Here is an 18648-nt window from a genome sequence, read left to right as displayed (position 1 = left end):
CCGCCAAATCATGTACTCCGCCCGACCGGGTGACACGTACGGCCCGCGACCGGGCGACGAGGAGAGGACACGATGGCTTTCGCTGGCAATGTCGACGAGCTGGCTCTGCTGCAGACGGTGCGGCTGAAGCAGACCGTCACCGCGGAGGTGATCGCGGCGCATCTCGGGGTGTCCGTCGCGTCCGGCCGGGCGGCGTTCGACGCACTCGTCGCCCAGGGCAAGGCGAAGGAGAGCGGCGACGGCATCTCCCTGACCGACGCGGGTGCTGCGGAGCTGACCGATCAGCTCGACGCGGAGCGCGTCTCGATCGACGAGGATTCCCTCGCGGAGCTGTTCGAACAGTTCGGGCCGCTCGACGACGAGCTCACCGCGCTGCTCGCCGACCCGGAATCCGCCAACTTCCTCGACGAACTGATCGAGCTGGATCGCAAGGCGCAGAATCTCTTCGACGACGTGTCGGCCTTCGTTCCGCGCCTGTCGCGGTACCAGGACCTGTTCGCCGAGGCGCTCGGGAAGATCAAGTCCGGCGCGCTGGCATGGGCCACGGCACCGAACATCGACTCGTACGCGACCGTGTGGCGCGAGATGCGCGCCGAACTCGCCGGCGCCGCCGGTCGCTGACGCGCCGGTCACCGGAACGCGGCGACGAAGCGCCGTTGCCCGGGCGTGTCCACCGCTCGGCGCGAATAGTGCTCGCGCACATAGGCAACCGCGTCGGCGGGCGGCACGCCGTCGAGGATCGCCAGGCAGGCCGGCGCGGTGCCCGTGCGGCCGTGTCCCCCGCCGCAGGCGACTTCGACGCGTTCGGCCACACACCGCTCCCATGCCTCGTGCAGTATCCGGCGCGCGGCCCGGGGATCGGCTGGGAGCCGGAAGTCGGGCCAGCGGATCCATCGGGCCTGCCACGGGACCGTCGGCGGTTTCCGGCCCGAGCGGTAGATCCCGAGTGTGGGGTGCGGGCCGGTCGGCGCCGGCGGACGCCCCGGCCCCGGACGGTCCGGCCCGACGGGAGGGCCAGAACCCCCGGGTGCCCGGTTCCCAGGTCGTCGTCATGGACGGAGCGTAGGCGGCGCGGGCGCGGCCGGTCCGCCCCGGTGGCCGCGCCGGGATGCCCGACGCGCTCCGGTCATTCGTTCGCCGAACTACGTGATACGGCTCACAGCCACCCCCCTTTCGGGGGTAGTGGGGGAGTGAGGCGGATCACTACCTTTCCTTCCATCCCGCGGCGCAGGTCCGCCGCGGCTCGGACGGAAATACGGAGGACAGACGTGACCACAGTGTCGACACCGGGGGCCGAACCCCCCGTGGTACCGGCGGGGCACAAGCCCGCCGCGCCGACCGCTCCTGCCCCGGGCGGCCCCGGCATCCGACGCGTCGCCATCGCCAGCTGCATCGGCACCACCATCGAGTTCTACGACTTCTTCATCTACGGAACCGCCGCAGCCCTGGTCTTCCCGACGGTGTTCTTCCCGGCGCTCGGCGCCACCGCCGGCACGGTCGCCTCGTTCGCGACCTTCGCCGTCGCCTTCATCGCGCGCCCGGTCGGCGCCATGCTGTTCGGGCACTTCGGCGACCGCATCGGCCGCAAGAAGACCCTCGTCTCCACCCTGCTGCTGATGGGCATCTCGACCCTGCTCATCGGGTTGCTACCGGGCGCCGAGACGATCGGCGTCGCCGCCCCGATCATCCTCGTGCTGCTGCGCTTCGCCCAGGGCTTCGCCGTCGGCGGTGAATGGGCCGGCGCGACGCTGCTCACCGCCGAGTACGCGCCACCGGGCAAACGCGGCCTGTATGCGATGTTCCCCCAGCTGGGCCCGGCCATCGCCTTCGCCCTGTCGAGCGGCACCTTCCTGTTCACCGGCCTGGCCCTCGGCGACACCAACGAGGCCTTCCTCGACTACGGTTGGCGAATCCCGTTCCTGCTCAGCATCGTTCTCGTGGCCGTCGGTCTGTACATGCGCCTCGCCATCCAGGAGACCCCGGTGTTCCGGGCCGAGAGCGAAGCCCGCGCCGCCGCCCCGGCCGAGAAGCGCACCCTGCCGTTCCTCGACGCCCTGCGCTACCAGACCAAGGAGATCCTCCTCTCGGCCGGCGCCCTGGCGATCATGTTCGCCTTCTTCTACATGGGCACCGCGTACCTGACCAGCTACGCGACCAAGACCCTCGGCTTCTCCCGGCCGTTCGTCCTGACCGTCGGCATCGTCTCGTCGCTCGTGTTCGGCGCCGCGATCGTGCTCTCCGCGCTCTACTCCGACCGGGTCGGACGCCGTCGCGTCATCATGATCTCGTGCGGCTTCTCCGTCGTGTGGGCGCTGGCGCTGTTCCCGCTGCTCGACACCGGATCGCCGGTCGCGTTCGTCGTCGGCATGATGGTCACCCTGGCCATCTTCGGCATCGCCTACGGCCCGTGCGGCGCACTGCTGCCGGAGATGTTCCACACCCGGTACCGGTACACCGGCGCCGGACTCGGCTACAACCTCGCCGGCGTCCTCGGCGGTGCGATCCCGCCCATGCTGGCCGCGCCCCTGGCCGCGTCCTACGGCGGCATCGCCATCGGCGTCATGCTCTCCGTGCTCGGCGTCCTGAGCTTCGTGTGCACGAAGGCCCTCGTCGAGACCCGGGACCGAGCGCTCTGATCCCGCCGGCGCCCTCCCCGACACCCCGGGGAGGGCGCCTCGTGCTGTCACCACCCCCTCAACTGTCCAGAATCCGAACACCTGCGGCCCCGGATCGGCGAGCATGGTGGACGAGTCCTCGAGACCCCGTCGCTCGTCCCGGGCCGCGCACACTGCAGGAGCACCAATGACCGGTTTCACCACACCCGAACTGCCCAGCTACACCTCGGGGGCGTGGAACACCCCGCTGCTCGGGGACACGATCGGCGACAACTTCGACCGCACCGTCGCCCGGCACGGTGAGCGGGACGCGCTCGTCGACCGCGCCGCCGGCCGGCGCTGGACCTACACCGAGCTCGCCGGCGAGGTCGACGCTCTTGCGTTCGGGCTGCTGCGGGCCGGCATCGGCAAGGGCGACCGGGTGGGCATCTGGGCGCCCAACTGCGCCGAGTGGGTGTTCGTCCAGTACGCCACCGCGAAGATCGGCGCGATCCTGGTCAACATCAACCCGGCCTACCGCTCGCACGAACTGCAGTACGTGCTCACCCAGGCCGGAATCCGCATGCTGGTCGCGGCCCCGAGGTTCAAGACGTCCGACTACGCGGCGATGATCGACGAGGTGCGGGGCAACTGCCCGGATCTCGAACAGGTGGTGCTGCTCGGCTCTCCCGACTGGGACGAGCTCGGCGAGTCCGGCCGCGCCGCACTCGCCGACGACCGCACCCGGCTCGACGCCGCGCAGCGCGACCTGTCGGCCGACGATCCGATCAACATCCAGTACACGTCCGGCACGACCGGATTCCCCAAGGGCGCCACCCTCAGCCACCACAACATCCTCAACAACGGGTTCTTCGTGGGCGAGCTGTGCCACTACACCGAGCAGGACAAGGTGTGCATCCCGGTGCCCTTCTACCACTGCTTCGGCATGGTGATGGGCAATCTGGCCTGCACCAGCCACGGTGCGACGATGGTGATCCCGGGACCGGCCTTCGACCCGGCCCAGACGCTGGCCGCCGTCGCCGAGGAGCGCTGCACCTCCCTCTACGGTGTGCCGACGATGTTCATCGCCGAACTCGCCGACCCCGGCTTCGACGGCTTCGACCTGTCGAGCCTGCGCACCGGCATCATGGCGGGCTCGCCGTGCCCGGTCGAGGTGATGAAGCAGGTCATCGAACGGATGGGCATGGCCGAGGTCTCCATCTGCTACGGCATGACCGAGACCTCCCCGGTGTCGCTGCAGACCCGCAGCGACGACACCATCGACCAGCGGGTGTCCACCGTCGGCCGCGTCGGCCCGCACCTCGAGGTCAAGATCGTCGATCCGGCCACGGGCCTGACCGTCCCGCGCGGCGAGCCGGGCGAACTGTGCACCCGCGGCTACTCGGTGATGCTCGGCTACTGGAACCAGCCCGACAAGACCGCCGACGCCATCGACGCCGCCCGGTGGATGCACACCGGCGACATCGGCGTCATGGACGCCGACGGGTACGTCTCGGTCACCGGCCGCATCAAGGACATGGTCATCCGTGGCGGCGAGAACATCTACCCGCGGGAGATCGAGGAGTTCCTCTACACCCACCCGGACATCCTCGACGCCCAGGTCGTCGGGGTGCCCGACCAGAAGTACGGGGAGGAGCTCATGGTGTGGATCCGGATGCGAGAGGGTGCGGCACCGCTCGACGCGCAGTCGCTGCGCGAGTACTGCACGGGCAAGCTCGCGCACTACAAGATCCCCCGCTACGTGCACGTCGTCGACGAGTTCCCGATGACGGTCACCGGCAAGATCCGCAAGGTCGAGATGCGTGAGATCTCGACGGCCCTGCTCGGGGAGGCCGGACAGGGGTGAACGGTCTGCGGCCGGAGATCGCGCTGTCCTGGAAGCGCTCACAGCTGAGCGGGATAGACCCGGGACGGCTTCCCGAACCGACCCTGCTGGGCCCCTCGGACGCGGCCGGGCGGCTGCTCGACGCCGCCCGGCCGGTACTCGACGAGCTGCGCACCCAGCTCGCCGGCACGGGCTGCTGCATCCTCCTCGTGGACCGCGACTGCCGGATCGTGGCCCGGTTGTTCGACTCGGCACCCATGCAACGGGCCATGGAGGAGATCGGCGTGGTCCCCGGCGCCGCCCTGAGCGAGGACACCTACGGCACCAATGCACTCGGCACCCCGTTCGAGGTGCGGCAGAGCCTCGTGGTGCACGGCGAAGAGCACTACCTCGAGTCCCTCAAGGACTTCAGCTGCTACGGGCATCCCCTCGTGCATCCGGTCACCCGTCGCATCGAAGGCATCCTCGACATCACCGCCGCCGGCAAGACCGCCAATCCGCTGTTCGCGCCGTTCCTCGCCCGGGCGGCCCGCGACATCGAGGCACGGCTGCTCGAGGGCGCCCGCGAGTCCGACCGGCGGGTCGTCGACGCGTTCCAGCGGGCCGCGCAGCAGCGCGGCGTCGCGGTCGCGGCCATGGGCGAGGACATCATGCTCACCAACAAGGCCGCCGTCGAACTGCTCCTGCCCGCCGATCACGCTGCCCTGCGCGCGATCGCGGTCGATCTGCCGGCGGGGGAGTCCCGCACCATGGACTTCGCGCTGTCCGCCGGCGGCAGCACCCGATTGCGGATCGACCGCATCCCGGGCATCGGCAGCGGTGCGTTGTTCCTGCTCGACGCCTCCGGGGCACGCGAACCCGTGCCCCGGAGCGACGTCGCGCAGGATGCGACGACGCGGCTACGGCGGCGGCTCGGGCGGCTGCGCGACGGTGCCGGTGGCGTGGCGATCGTCGGCGAGCCCGGCAGTGGGCGAACCTGGGCGGCAAGGGAACTCGTCCGTGAGGCGGGCACGTTCCTGGATGCCGCCCGGATCGTCGGTGAGGGTGAACGCGAATGGTCGGCCCGGTTGCTCACGGTCGCGGCCGCCGCGACGGACCGCGGCTTCGTGGTCGTCGAACACGTGCACCTGGCGCCGGACCCGGTGCCGGCGCTGCTCTCGTCGATGCTCTCCGACCCGGCCGCACCGCGGCTCGTGCTCACGGCCGACCCCGTCGACGGCATCCGGCCGCCGGTGCGGGAGCTGTTGGCACGCTGCCCCGGTCAGGTCCGGGTCCCGGCCCTGCGGCAACGGATCCGGGAACTCGGTGACCTGGCCGCCGCGCTCGCGCAGGAACTCGGCCGACCGGATCTGCGCCTGGGCCCGAGTGCCCTGACGGCCTTGTCGGAACGTTCGTGGCCCGGCAACCTCGCCGAACTGCGGGCGGTGCTCGCCGCCGTCCCGGTGCGGGAGTCCCCGCTGCCGGTGCGACGGGAGGATCTGCCGGTCGACTACCGGGCGACGAGCCGGGTCTCCCGCCTGGGAGGGCGCGAGCGCGCCGAGCGGGAGGCCATCATCGAGGCGCTGCGTGAGAGCGGCGGCAACAAGGTGCACGCCGCGGCGCAGCTCGGTATCAGCCGCACCACGCTCTACAGCCGGATCCGCGCGCTCGGCATCGCGGGCTGACCGTACCCGCGCGGGTCTCGTCGCTCGTATGCGCATGTGCGCACTGTCCAATCCTTGAACAGTTCCCACAGCCCTGCCCGAAGCAGTATGACCCGTGTCACACTACTTCAGGAGGTTGGGCATGACAGCTGTTGCCGAGCACATCGTCGCTCCGCGGATCCGAGAGTTCCTCTCCGGGACCAGACAGCTCTACATCGGCGGCGAATGGCTCGACGCCGCCTCGGGCCGCGTCTTCGCGACCTACGATCCCGCGACCGGGGACAAGCTCACCGACGTCGCCCACGGCGGCGCCGAGGACGTCGACCGGGCCGTGCGGGCCGCCCGCAAGGCATTCGACGAGGGCCCGTGGCCGACGATGAAGGCCGCCGAGCGGGAGCGCATGATCTGGCGGGTCGGTGATCTGCTCACCGAGCGCGCCGAGGAGTTCGGCCAGCTCGAGGCGCTCGACAACGGCAAGTCCGCCGTGATCGCCGCGGCCGTGGACACGGCGTGGTCGGCGGACATCTTCCGCTATTACGCCGGGTGGGCCACCAAGATCGAGGGCAGCACGGTGAACGTCACGATGCCGTTCGTGCCCGGCGGCGAGTTCCACGCCTACACGCTGCGCGAACCGGTGGGCGTGTGCGGGCTCATCGTGCCCTGGAACTTCCCGCTGCTGATGGCCGCGTTCAAGCTCGCGCCCGCCCTCGCCGCCGGCAATACCGTCATTCTCAAGCCCGCGGAGCAGACGCCGCTCACCGCGCTGCTGCTCGCCGAGATCTTCGAAGAGGCCGGGTTCCCGCCCGGGGTGGTGAACATCGTGCCCGGCTTCGGCGACGCCGGCGCCGCCCTCGCCGCGCACGACGACGTCGACAAGATCGCCTTCACCGGGTCCACCGAGGTGGGCAAGAAGGTCGTCGACGCCGCCAAGGGAAACCTGAAGAAGGTCTCGCTCGAACTCGGCGGCAAGAGCCCGAACATCGTCTTCGCCGACGCCGACTTCGATGCGGCCGTGCAGGGTTCTCTCGATGCGTGGCTGTTCAACCACGGCCAGTGCTGCGTGGCCGGCACCCGGTTGTTCGTCGAGCGTCCCATCTTCGAGAGGTTCACCGAGGCCGTCGCCGAGGCGGCGAGCAAGGTGAAGATCGGACCCGGTCTCGACCCGGCCACCCAGCTCGGCCCGCTGGTCTCCCAGGAGCAGCTGGATCGGGTCACCGGGTACCTGCGCGAGGGTCTGATCGACGGGGCGCGCGCCCTCACCGGTGGAAAGCGCTGGGGCGACAAGGGCTTCTTCGTCGAACCGACCGTGCTGGTGGACGTGCAGCCCGACTTCAGCGTGGTGCGCGAGGAGATCTTCGGTCCGGTCGTCGCCGCCATGCCGTTCGACGCCGACGACGGCATCTCCGCCGCCGCCAACGACTCGATCTACGGACTGGCCGCGGGCATCTGGACGCGAGACCTGTCGAAGGCGCACCGCACCGCGCGGCGGCTCAAGGCCGGTTCGGTGTGGATCAACCAGTACAACGGCTTCGACACCGCCATGCCGTTCGGTGGGTTCAAGCAGTCCGGATGGGGACGTGAGCTCGGTGCGGGAGCGCTGGACCTCTACACCCAGACCAAAGCCGTGAACATCGCCCTCTGACCCGACACACCCGAGGAGAACAACGATGAAGACCAAAGCTGCAGTCCTGCTCGAGACCGGCAAGCCGTTCGAGATCATGGAACTCGACCTCGACGGCCCGGGCCCCGGTGAGGTGCTGATCAAGTACACCGCGGCGGGGCTGTGCCACTCGGACCTGCACCTGACCGACGGGGACCTGCCCCCGCGCTTCCCGATCGTCGGCGGCCACGAGGGCTCCGGCATCATCGAGGAGGTCGGCCCCGGCGTCACCAAGGTCAAGCCCGGGGACCACGTCGTGTGCAGCTTCATCCCGAACTGCGGGACCTGCCGGTACTGCTCGACGGGCCGGCAGAACCTGTGCGACATGGGGGCCACCATCCTCGAGGGCTGCATGCCGGACGGCTCGTTCCGGTTCCACTCCGGCAGCACCGACTTCGGCGCGATGTGCATGCTCGGCACGTTCGCCGAGCGCGCCACCATCTCGCAGCACTCGGTGGTCAAGGTCGACGACTGGCTCCCGCTCGAGACCGCCGTGCTCGTCGGCTGCGGTGTGCCGTCCGGCTGGGGCACCGCGGTGTACGCCGGGGACGTCCGCGCCGGCGACATCGTCGTGATCTACGGCATCGGCGGTCTCGGCATCAACGCCGTCCAGGGTGCCGTGCACGCGGGCGCCAAGTACGTCGTGGTCGTCGACCCGGTGGAGTTCAAGCGCGACACCGCCCTGAAGTTCGGTGCCACGCACGCCTTCGCCACTGCCGCCGAGGCGGCCGAGAAGGTCAACGAGCTGAGCTGGGGCCAGGGCGCCGACGCTGCCCTGATCCTCGTCGGCACCGTCGACGAGGAGGTCGTCTCGGCGGCCACCTCGATCGTCGGCAAGGGCGGCACCGTCGTCATCACCGGCCTGGCCAACCCGGAGAAGCTCACGGTGCACGTGTCCGGAACGGAACTGACCCTGTTCCAGAAGACCATCAAGGGCTCGCTGTTCGGCTCGGCCAACCCGCAGTACGACATCGTGCGGCTGCTGCGCCTGTACGACGCGGGCCAGCTGAAGCTCGACGAGCTGGTCACCCATCGCTACAGCCTGGAGGAGGTCAACCAGGGCTACCAGGACCTGCGCGACGGCAAGAACATCCGCGGGGTCATCCTCCACGACGCCTGATCGCGGGATGCGCCCCGGCGGCCGGCCGGGGCGCATCTGCGGGCCCGCGCAACATTTTGCAGAAGATTTACCGGAATTCTCCCGAAGCGCGCATATTCCGCGCACTCTGTGGCATACCGTCCCCACGGTTCGATGTTCCGAGAGAGGAGCCCGTGATGGGAGAGATCATCGGCACGATCATCTTCGGTGCGGTCATCGGTGTGCTCGCACGGCTGGTGATTCCCGGAAAGCAGGCGATGGGGTGGCTCATCACCATCGTCATCGGCATCGTCGGCGCCCTGATCGGCTACTGGATCTGGGGCATGATCAGCGATCAGGGTGATACGCCCGGCATCGACTGGTGGCGCTGGATCATCAGTATCGCCGTCGCCGCGGTGCTGACCCTGGCCTACACCTCGATGACGAGGGACAAGGTCCGGTAGCAGCAGTGCAGTGCCGGTAACGGCAGCACGATGGGAGCCCCGTCCGGTGATCCGGGCGGGGCTCCGTGCCTGTTCAGGCGTCGGATTCGGGGTCCCCGGCCCGCTCGGCGCCCAGTGCGGCCAGGGTCATGTGGCGCAACACCGCCCGGGTCGCGGCGGGGGAGGACCGGTCGGCGCTGTGCGGGGTCGAGTTGATGAGCCCGAAGGCGGCATGCGCCATGGTCCGTGCGTCGGACTCTCCCAGGGTGGGGTCGAGGCGGCGCAGGGCGCCCACCCACAGTTCGACGTAGCGCCGCTGGGTCTGGCGCACCTCCCGGCGGGCGTCCGCCGGGAGGGATTGCAGCTCCCGGTCCTGCACCCGGATCAGGTCCGGTTCCCCGAGCGCGAAGTCGAGGTGGAAGTCCACCAGGCGGTCGAGCGTGCGCCGGGGATCGTCGGTGTGGTCGACCACGTCGGTGCCGCCGGCCAGCAGGCGACGGCTGATGTCGACCAGCAGCTCGACGAGCAGCGCGTCCTTGTTGGGGAAGTGCCGGTAGACGGCGGGGCCGCTGATGCCCACCGCTGCCCCGAGGTCCTCGAGTCGTACGCCGTTGAACCCGCGCTCGGCGACGAGGCGCGCGGCGGCCTGGAGCAGCTGCCGTCGCCGGTCGGCCTTGGCCCGGCCGCGTGCGGTGAGCAGCTGTTCGTCGGTGTCCGGCTTCAGCTCGGTCATCGGCCGCACCGTTCCTTCCTGACGGGGTCTGGACAACTCAGTTAATCACAGCTAACCTCATTTTCAGTTATCGAGTATTAACTCAGGCGCCCACCCCAAGGCGAGGACTGTACTGTGACAACCCCCCTGACAACCGCTGCGCGGACCTACCGCGAGCAGCACGTCCAGCTGGTCACCGAGCTGCGCGACAAGCTCGCGACCGCCGCTCTCGGCGGCAGCGAGAAGGCCCGGGAACGGCACGTCGCCCGCGGGAAGCTGCTGCCCCGCGAGCGCGTCGACGCCCTGCTCGATCCCGGCAGCGCATTCCTCGAGATCGCGCCGCTGGCCGCGAACGGCATGTACGACGACGAGTGCCCCGGTGCCGGGATGATCGCCGGCATCGGACGGGTGTCCGGCCGCGAATGCGTCATCGTCGCCAACGACGCCACCGTCAAGGGCGGCACCTACTACCCGGTGACGGTGAAGAAGCATCTGCGGGCCCAGGAGATCGCGCTGCAGAACCAGCTGCCGTGCCTGTACCTGGTCGACTCCGGCGGGGCGTTCCTGCCGCGGCAGGACGAGGTGTTCCCCGACCGCGAGCACTTCGGCCGCATCTTCTACAACCAGGCCACCATGAGCGCCAAGGGCATCCCGCAGATCGCCGCGGTCCTCGGCTCGTGCACCGCGGGCGGCGCCTACGTGCCCGCGATGAGCGACGAGGCCGTCATCGTCCGCAACCAGGGCACCATCTTCCTCGGCGGTCCGCCGCTGGTGAAGGCCGCCACCGGCGAGGTCGTCACCGCGGAGGAACTCGGCGGCGGCGACCTGCACTCGAAGGTCTCCGGCGTCACCGACCACCTCGCCGAGGACGACCGCGACGCCCTGAACAAGGTGCGCGCCATCGTCGCCACGTTCGGGCCCCGCACCCCCCGGCCGTGGGACGTCGCGCCGACCTTCGCGCCCGCCGCGGATCCGGCCGAGCTCTACGACGTGGTGCCCACCGACCCGCGCACCCCCTACGACGTGCACGAGGTCATCGAGCGCCTCGTCGACGGCGACCCGACCGGACCCGGTTCGAGCTTCTCCGAATTCAAGGCCGAGTACGGCAAGACCCTGGTCACCGGGTTCGCCCGCATCCACGGCCACCCGGTCGGCATCATCGCCAACAACGGCGTGCTGTTCGGCGAATCCGCCCAGAAGGGCGCCCACTTCATCGAGCTGTGCGACAAGCGCTCGATCCCGCTGCTGTTCCTGCAGAACATCTCCGGCTTCATGGTCGGCCGGGACTACGAGGCCGGCGGCATCGCCAAGCACGGCGCCAAGATGGTCACCGCGGTCGCGTGCGCGCGTGTCCCCAAACTGACCGTCGTCGTCGGCGGCTCCTACGGCGCCGGCAACTACTCGATGTGCGGGCGGGCGTACTCGCCCCGGTTCCTGTGGATGTGGCCCAACGCGCGCATCTCGGTGATGGGCGGCGAGCAGGCCGCCTCCGTGCTGGCGACGGTGCGTTCGGACCAGCTCGACGCGTCCGGCACGCCCTGGACCGCCGAGCAGGAGGAGGCGTTCAAGGCCCCGATCCGCGAACAGTACGAGCACCAGGGCAACCCCTACTACTCGACCGCGCGGCTGTGGGACGACGGCATCATCGATCCCGCCGACACGCGGGAAGTTCTCGGCCTGGCCCTGTCGGCGTGTGCGAACGCGCCCCTCGAGCCGGTTTCCTACGGCGTCTTCCGGATGTGAGGCAGTTGAACATGTTCGATACCACCGGCCCAGCCGGGATGTTCCATACCGTTCTGGTCGCCAACCGCGGGGAGATCGCGGTGCGGGTGATCCGCACGCTGCGGCAGATGGGGATCCGCTCCGTCGCCGTGTACAGCGACGCCGACGCAGGCGCCCGGCACGTGCGGGAGGCCGACACCGCGGTGCGCCTCGGCCCCGCCGCCGCCCGGGAGAGCTACCTCGACATCGCCAAGGTGATCGATGCCGCGCGGCGCACCGGCGCACAGGCGATCCACCCCGGTTACGGCTTCCTGTCCGAGAACTCGGGATTCGCCCAGGCCTGCGCCGACGCCGGGATCGTGTTCCTCGGCCCGCCCGCCAAGGCCATCGAGGTCATGGGCGACAAGATCACCGCCAAGAACGCCGTCGCCGCGTTCGACGTCCCCGTCGTGCCGGGCATCTCCCGGCCCGGCCTGACCGACGACGAACTGATCGCGGCGGCGGGCGACATCGGATACCCGGTGCTGATCAAGCCGTCCGCCGGCGGCGGCGGCAAGGGCATGCGCCTGGTCACCGAATCCGGGCAGCTCGCCGAGGCGCTCGCCTCGGCGCGACGCGAGGCCGCCTCCGCGTTCGGCGACGACACCCTCTTCCTGGAGCGCTTCGTGCAGCGCCCGCGGCACATCGAGGTACAGATCCTCGCCGACACCCACGGCAACGTCGTCCATCTCGGCGAGCGTGAGTGCAGCCTGCAGCGCCGCCACCAGAAGGTGATCGAGGAGGCCCCGTCGCCGCTGCTCGACGAGGCCACCCGCGCCCGGATCGGCGAAGCGGCGTGCAACACCGCCCGCAGCGTCGACTACACCGGCGCCGGCACGGTCGAGTTCATCGTCTCCGCGGACGCGCCGGACGAGTTCTTCTTCATGGAGATGAACACCCGCCTCCAGGTCGAGCACCCCGTCACCGAGATGGTCACCGGACTGGACCTGGTGGAGTGGCAGGTGCGCGTCGCCGCGGGTGAGGCGCTCGGTTTCGCGCAGGACGAGATCACCCTGACCGGGCATGCGATCGAGGCCCGCGTCTACGCCGAAGACCCCGCCCGCGGGTTCCTGCCCACCGGCGGCACCGTGGTCGACGTCGTCGAGCCGGAAGGGTCCGGCGTACGCGTCGACTCCGGTCTCGAGGTGGGCACGGTCGTCGGCAGTGATTACGACCCGATGCTGTCGAAGGTGATCGCGCACGGACCCGACCGGGCCGCCGCGCTGCGCCGTCTCGACCGGGCCCTGGCCGACACCGCGGTCCTCGGGGTGGTCACCAACATCGACTTCGCCCGCTTCCTGCTCGCCGACCCCGACGTGCAGGCCGGGAACCTCGACACCGGACTGCTCGACCGCCGCCTCGGCGACTACGCCGCCCCGGACACCCCCGATGCGGTGCTCGTCGCCGCGGCCGCGCACCGGTGGCTGCGACGCTGGCCCGCCGCGTCGAGCCACGCCCCCGTCGATCCGTGGGACCGGCCCACCGGCTGGCGCGTCGGCGGATCCGCGCCGACCACCGTGCGGCTGCACACCCCCACCCGCACCGACCACGTGCACCTGAACGGCACCCCGGGGGCCGCCACCGCGCGGATCGAGGACGGCCCGGAGCGCGTGCTCACCGCTCGATTCGAAGGGGACCGCCTCGCGGTCACGCTCGACGGGGTGCGCTCGGAGTTCCGCGTCGCCGAGGGCGACGGGCAGCTGTGGCTCGCCGGCGACGGCGGCACCTGGCCGGTGCGTGAGGCGCGCGAGGCGAGCATCCGCGGCGCCGACGCCCACGCCGGTGAGGCCGAGCTGACCAGCCCGATGCCCGGCACCGTCATCGCCGTGCCCGTCGAGGCGGGGGCCGCCGTCACCGCCGGCACGACCGTCGTCGTCGTCGAGGCGATGAAGATGGAGCACGCCCTGACCACGCCGGTCGACGGCACCGTCGAACTTCTCGTCGCCCCCGGGGACCAGGTCAAGGTCGACCAGCTCCTCGCCCGCGTCGTTCCCACCGACACCACCGAAAGCTAGGACACAGCAGATGACCGACTACCTCTCCACCGGACAGCTTCCCGACGACTACCGGGACCTGAAGGACACCGTCGCCGACTTCGCGCGGAGCGTCGTCGCGCCCGTCGCCGCCGAGCACGACGCCAACCACACCTTTCCGTACGAGGTCGTCAAGGGCATGGCCGATCTCGGCCTGTTCGGGTTGCCGTTCCCCGAGGAGTACGGCGGACAGGGCGGCGACTACTTCGCGCTGTGCCTCGCCCTCGAGGAACTCGGCAAGGTCGACCAGTCCGTGGCCATCACCCTCGAGGCCGGCGTCTCGCTCGGCGCCATGCCGATCTACCGCTTCGGCACCGAGGAGCAGAAGCGCAAGTGGCTGCCGCAGCTCGCGGCCGGCCGGGCCCTGGGCGCGTTCGGGCTGACCGAGCCCGGCGCGGGCAGCGACGCCGGCGGCACCAAGACCACCGCCAAACTCGACGGTGATCAGTGGATCATCAACGGCAGCAAGCAGTTCATCACCAACTCCGGCACCGACATCACCGAGATCGTCACCGTCACCGCCGTCACCGGCGAGCGGGACGGCAAGAAGGAGATCTCCACGATCGTCGTGCCCACCGACACCCCGGGCTTCGTGGCCGAGCCCGCCTACAACAAGGTCGGCTGGAACGCCTCGGACACCCACCCGCTGAGCTTCACCGATGTGCGGGTCCCGGCGGAGAACCTGCTCGGGGAGCGGGGCCGTGGCTACGCGAACTTCCTGCGCATCCTCGACGAGGGCCGCATCGCGATCGCCGCCCTGTCCACCGGTGCCGCACAGGGCTGCGTCGACGAGTCGGTCAAGTACGCGAAGGAGCGCGAGGCCTTCGGCCGTCCCATCGGCCGGAACCAGGCGATCGCCTTCAAGATCGCCCGGATGGAGGCACGGGCCCACGCCGCCCGCGCCGCCTACTACGACGCCGCGGCCCTCATGCTGGCCGGCAAGCCGTTCAAGAAGCAGGCTGCCATCGCCAAGCTGGTCGCGTCGGAGGCGGCGATGGACAACGCGCGCGATGCGACGCAGATCCACGGCGGCTACGGCTTCATGAACGAGTACGCCGTCGCGCGGCACTACCGGGACAGCAAGATCCTCGAGATCGGCGAGGGCACGACCGAGGTCCAGCTCATGCTGGTGGCGCGGGAGCTCGGCCTGTGAGCACCCGGGTCACCCAGCGCGGACTGTGGTTCGAGGAGTTCGAGGTCGGCACCGTCTACGAGCACCGCCCCGGCCGCACCGTCACCGAGGCCGACAACGTCGCGTTCACCACGATGACGATGAACACGCAGGCGCTGCACCTCGACGCCGCCTACAGCGAGGGCACCGAATTCGGTGAGCGCCTGGTGAATTCGATGTTCACCCTGTCCACTCTCGTCGGGTTGTCGGTGGCGCAGCTGACGCAGGGCACGATCGTCGCCAACCTCGGGTTCTCGGAGATCAAGTTCCCCGCGCCGGTCCGCCACGGCGACACCCTCTACGCCGAGACACTGGTCACCGACAAGCGTGCGTCCAAGTCCCGTCCCGGGCAGGGGATCGTCACGCTCGAGCACACGGCGCGCAACCAGCGCGGCGACGTCGTCGCGGTCGCGGTGCGCCAGACGCTGGTCCAGTGCCGGCCGGCCGGGGAGGAGCAGGCATGAGGTCCGTGCCCGCCGTCGGCGGCCCGGCGTGGTTGTTCTGTCCGGCGGATCGGCCGGAGCGGTTCGGTAAGGCGGCTGCGACGGCGGACGTGGTGATCCTCGATCTCGAGGACGGGGTGGCGCCGGGGGACAAGGACTATGCCCGCAAGTGCCTGCAGGACACCGCGCTCGATCCCGCTCGCACGGTGGTGCGGGTGAACCCGGCCGGCACCGACGAGCACGACGCCGATCTGAAGGCGCTGGCGGTCACGAGCTACACCCGGGTGATGCTGGCGAAGTGCGAGTCGGCGCAGCAGGTGACGTCGTTGGCGCCGCGGGAGGTGGTGGCGTTGATCGAGTCGCCGTTGGGGGCGTTGAAGGTCGACGAGATCGCGCTGGCCGCGGGCACGGTGGGGTTGATGTGGGGGGCGGAGGATCTCGTGGTGGGGCTGGGTGGGCAGTCCTCGCGCCGGGCCGACGGGACGTATCGGGACGTGGCGCGGCACGTGCGGTCGCAGGCGTTGCTGGCGGCGAAGGCGTACGGGCGGTTCGCCCTGGATTCGGTGTTCCTGGACATCCGGGATCACGACGGGTTGCGGGCGGAGGCGCTCGATGCGGTGGCGGTGGGGTTCGATGCGAAGGTGGCGATCCATCCGGGTCAGGTGGGGGTGATCCGGTCGGCGTATGCGCCGAGCGAGCAGGATGTGGCGTGGGCGCGGCGGGTGCTGGCGGCGGTGCCGGAGGAGCGGGGGGTGTTCCAGTTCGAGGGCCGGATGGTCGATGCGCCGGTGCTGCGGCACGCCGAGCAGATCCTGCACCGCGCCGTCGAGGCCCGCTCGGGTGATCACCGAGGGAGCGCGACGGCATGACCGACACGCAGATCCCGCCCCAGTGGACCCCCACCGAACAGGACGTCGCGAGCGCCCGCCTCACCGCCTTCGCCCGATGGGTCGAACGGCGCCACGGCGTCTCCCTCCCCGACTACCACGCCCTGTGGCGGTGGTCCGTCGACAATCTCGGACCGTTCTGGCAGGACGTGTGGGACTGGTTCGACGTACGGTCGCGCACCGACCCGGGACCCGCGCTGGACGACGCCACGATGCCCGGGGCCGTCTGGTTCCCGGGGGCGCGCCTGAACTATGCGGAGCACGCCCTGCGGCACGCGCGCGACGACCGCCCCGCGATCGTGCACGTCGGTGAGGACGGGAAACGCACCGAGCTGAGCTGGGCCGAACTCGCCAGGCAGACGGCCGCGCTGGCCGCCACCCTGCGCGAGCACGGCGTCGGTGTCGGCGACCGCGTCGTCGGCTACCTGCCGAACATTCCCGAGGCCGTGGTCGCGCTGCTCGCCACCGCAAGCATCGGCGCCGTGTGGGCGGCCTGCGGTCAGGACTACTCGGCGCCCGCGGCCCTGGACCGGCTCGGGCAACTCGACCCCACCGCCCTGATCACCGCCGACGGTTACCGGTTCGCCGGCCGCACCCACCCCCGCGCCGAGGCGGTCGCCCGGTTGCGGGAGCAGCTGCCCTCGCTGGCGCTGACCGTCGTGGTGCCCCGGCTCGCAGACCCGCATCAGGACCTCGAAGGTGCGCTCACCTGGGAGGCGGCCACCGTCGGGGAACACCCGCTGAGCCCCGAGCCGGTGCCGTTCGACCATCCGCTGTGGGTCGTGTTCTCGTCCGGGACCACCGGTCTGCCGAAGGGCATCGTGCACGGGCACGGCGGTGTCCTGCTCGAGCATCTGAAGGCGGTGTCGCTGCACACGGACCTCGGATCCGACGACACCTTCTTCTGGTACACGAGCCCGAGCTGGATGATGTGGAACTTCCAGGCGGCCGGGCTGCTCGTCGGGGCGACGATCGTCTGCTACGACGGCAGCCCGTCGCACCCGCGGGTCGACCGGTTGTGGGAGATCGCCGCACAGGAACGGGTCACCGTCCTGGGCACCAGCCCGGGGTACGTGCTGGCCTGCATCAAGGCGGGCGTCGTGCCCCGGCGGGACCACGACCTGTCCGCGCTGCGCGCGATCGGCGTCACCGGGTCGACGCTGCCGGCGCCGTCGTCGCGGTGGCTGGCCGACAACGTCGGCGAGCACGTGCCCGTCATGTCCATCACCGGCGGCACGGATGTCGTCTCCGCGTTCGTCGGCGCCGTGCGCACCGTGCCGGTGTGGCCGGGTGAGCTGTCGGTGCCGTATCTCGGCGTCGCGCTCGATGCGTTCGACGAGCAGGGCCGCCCGGTCCGCGGCGACGTGGGGGAACTCGTGGTGACCGCCCCGATGCCGTCGATGCCGGTCCGCTTCTGGAACGACCCGGACGGGCACCGCTACCGCGAGGCGTACTTCTCGGTCTATCCCGGGGTGTGGCGGCACGGCGACTGGATCACGATCACCGGGCGCGGGACGGTCGTGATGCACGGACGTTCCGACTCGACGCTCAACCGGCACGGTGTCCGGATGGGCAGCGCCGACATCTACCAGGCCGTCGAGAAGCTCCCCGAGGTCCTCGAAGCGCTCGTCATCGGAGCCGAGCAGCCCGACGGCGGCTACTGGATGCCGCTGTTCGTGGTGCTCGCCGACGGCGTCACCCTCGACGACGCGCTGCGCGAGAAGATCCGCACCGTGATCCGCGAACAGGCCTCACCGCGACATGTGCCCGACGACATCGTCGCCGCACCCGGTGTCCCGCACACCCGCACCGGCAAGAAGCTCGAGGTGCCGATCAAGCGGCTGTTCCAGGGGGCCGACGCGGCCCGCACCGTCGACCGCAGCGCGGTCGACGCACCGGAGTTGCTCGACTGGTATGCGCAGCAGCGGCAGGCGCGGTGACCCGCGCCACCGCCGCCCGGGAGCGATGAGGATCACCTGACTGGACATTTGTCCTGTTCGGGTGGTCCGATGGCCGCATGACGCTCGCCATCGACATCTTCCTCATCCTGCACTTCATCGGCCTCGCCGGCATCATCGGCTCCTGGCTCGCCGTGATCAAGGAACCGCGCGTGGTGGCCGGCATGCTGCACGGCGCGATCCTGCAGGTGGTGACCGGACTCGCGCTGGTCGGGCTCAACGAGGCGGACGGCGCCGACCTGAACCACATGAAGATCGGTGTCAAGCTCGTCGTCGCCGTCGTCATCCTCGTACTCGCGATCGTCGGTCTGAAGAAGGAGCGGCAGAACCCGGGCTCGACCGCAGCCCTGGCACACGCGGCCGGTGCGCTCGGTGTCCTCAACGTCGTCATCGCCGTGCTCTGGTGACCGCTCCGACAC

Annotated in this window: 15 protein-coding genes and 1 pseudogene; 14 read left to right on the top strand and 2 right to left on the bottom strand. The window is 70.4% G+C overall.

Annotation, left to right across the window (positions count from 1 at the left end):
• Positions 1-72 precede the first annotated feature (72 nt).
• Complete coding sequence (locus tag LZP97_RS12350) at positions 73-621, top strand: hypothetical protein (RefSeq protein WP_010591922.1); 549 nt, start codon at positions 73-75, stop codon at positions 619-621.
• An 8-nt stretch (positions 622-629) separates the two neighbouring features.
• Here LZP97_RS12350 and LZP97_RS12345 read toward each other — a convergent pair.
• A pseudogene (locus tag LZP97_RS12345) lies at positions 630-1053 on the bottom strand (protein-tyrosine phosphatase family protein).
• A 215-nt stretch (positions 1054-1268) separates the two neighbouring features.
• Between LZP97_RS12345 and LZP97_RS12340 the strand changes: the two are divergent.
• The 6 genes from LZP97_RS12340 to LZP97_RS12315 all read left to right on the top strand — a co-directional run bounded on the left by LZP97_RS12340 (position 1269) and on the right by LZP97_RS12315 (position 9285).
• Positions 1269-2636: an MFS transporter gene (locus LZP97_RS12340; protein ID WP_371851035.1), complete on the top strand. Its 1368-nt coding sequence runs from the start codon at positions 1269-1271 to the stop codon at positions 2634-2636.
• Between the two features lie 166 nt (positions 2637-2802).
• Positions 2803-4461, top strand: coding sequence for an AMP-binding protein (locus tag LZP97_RS12335; RefSeq protein ID WP_040272215.1), 1659 nt, complete (start codon positions 2803-2805; stop codon positions 4459-4461).
• Positions 4458-6104, top strand: a complete 1647-nt coding sequence (locus tag LZP97_RS12330) for a sigma-54-dependent Fis family transcriptional regulator (protein ID WP_010591918.1) — start codon at positions 4458-4460, stop codon at positions 6102-6104. Before LZP97_RS12335 ends, LZP97_RS12330 begins: the two co-directional genes overlap by 4 nt.
• A gap of 121 nt (positions 6105-6225) precedes the next feature.
• Complete coding sequence (locus tag LZP97_RS12325) at positions 6226-7725, top strand: aldehyde dehydrogenase family protein (protein ID WP_040272217.1); 1500 nt, start codon at positions 6226-6228, stop codon at positions 7723-7725.
• A 25-nt stretch (positions 7726-7750) separates the two neighbouring features.
• Positions 7751-8863 carry an NDMA-dependent alcohol dehydrogenase gene (locus tag LZP97_RS12320; RefSeq protein WP_040272221.1) on the top strand — a complete coding sequence of 371 codons (1113 nt, stop codon included), beginning with the start codon at positions 7751-7753 and terminating at the stop codon, positions 8861-8863.
• A 155-nt stretch (positions 8864-9018) separates the two neighbouring features.
• Positions 9019-9285, top strand: a complete 267-nt coding sequence (locus LZP97_RS12315) for a GlsB/YeaQ/YmgE family stress response membrane protein (RefSeq protein ID WP_010591915.1) — start codon at positions 9019-9021, stop codon at positions 9283-9285.
• A gap of 73 nt (positions 9286-9358) precedes the next feature.
• Here the strand turns inward: LZP97_RS12315 and LZP97_RS12310 are convergent, their stop codons facing one another.
• Entirely contained in the window at positions 9359-9997 is a 639-nt protein-coding gene (locus LZP97_RS12310; RefSeq protein ID WP_010591914.1) for an SACE_7040 family transcriptional regulator, read from the bottom strand.
• A gap of 114 nt (positions 9998-10111) precedes the next feature.
• On the opposite strand from LZP97_RS12310, the gene LZP97_RS12305 reads away from it, so the two are divergent.
• The 7 genes from LZP97_RS12305 (at position 10112) to LZP97_RS12275 (ending at position 18636) form a co-directional block, all read left to right on the top strand.
• A complete protein-coding gene (locus LZP97_RS12305; protein WP_010591913.1) occupies positions 10112-11719 on the top strand; it encodes a carboxyl transferase domain-containing protein in 1608 nt (535 codons plus the stop codon).
• Positions 11720-11730: 11 nt separating this feature from the next.
• Positions 11731-13752, top strand: a complete 2022-nt coding sequence (locus LZP97_RS12300) for an acetyl/propionyl/methylcrotonyl-CoA carboxylase subunit alpha (protein ID WP_010591912.1) — start codon at positions 11731-11733, stop codon at positions 13750-13752.
• Between the two features lie 10 nt (positions 13753-13762).
• Positions 13763-14923: an acyl-CoA dehydrogenase family protein gene (locus LZP97_RS12295; protein ID WP_010591911.1), complete on the top strand. Its 1161-nt coding sequence runs from the start codon at positions 13763-13765 to the stop codon at positions 14921-14923.
• The gene (locus LZP97_RS12290; protein WP_040272224.1) at positions 14920-15405 is read left to right on the top strand and encodes a MaoC family dehydratase; all 486 of its coding nucleotides are present in this window, start codon (positions 14920-14922) and stop codon (positions 15403-15405) included. The genes LZP97_RS12295 and LZP97_RS12290 overlap by 4 nt, the downstream gene beginning before the upstream one ends.
• Positions 15402-16253 (top strand): HpcH/HpaI aldolase/citrate lyase family protein, encoded by an 852-nt coding sequence (locus LZP97_RS12285; protein WP_234575033.1) that lies wholly within the window; start codon positions 15402-15404, stop codon positions 16251-16253. Before LZP97_RS12290 ends, LZP97_RS12285 begins: the two co-directional genes overlap by 4 nt.
• A complete protein-coding gene (locus tag LZP97_RS12280; RefSeq protein WP_040272228.1) occupies positions 16250-18211 on the top strand; it encodes an acetoacetate--CoA ligase in 1962 nt (653 codons plus the stop codon). The genes LZP97_RS12285 and LZP97_RS12280 overlap by 4 nt, the downstream gene beginning before the upstream one ends.
• 77 nt (positions 18212-18288) lie before the next feature.
• Positions 18289-18636 carry a hypothetical protein gene (locus LZP97_RS12275; RefSeq protein WP_017682323.1) on the top strand — a complete coding sequence of 116 codons (348 nt, stop codon included), beginning with the start codon at positions 18289-18291 and terminating at the stop codon, positions 18634-18636.
• Positions 18637-18648 lie beyond the last annotated feature (12 nt).

The organism is Rhodococcus sp. DMF-1 (assembly GCF_021441945.1).
GTDB lineage: Bacteria > Actinomycetota > Actinomycetes > Mycobacteriales > Mycobacteriaceae > Rhodococcus > Rhodococcus ruber.
This window is presented reverse-complemented; position numbering and strand designations above follow the sequence as displayed.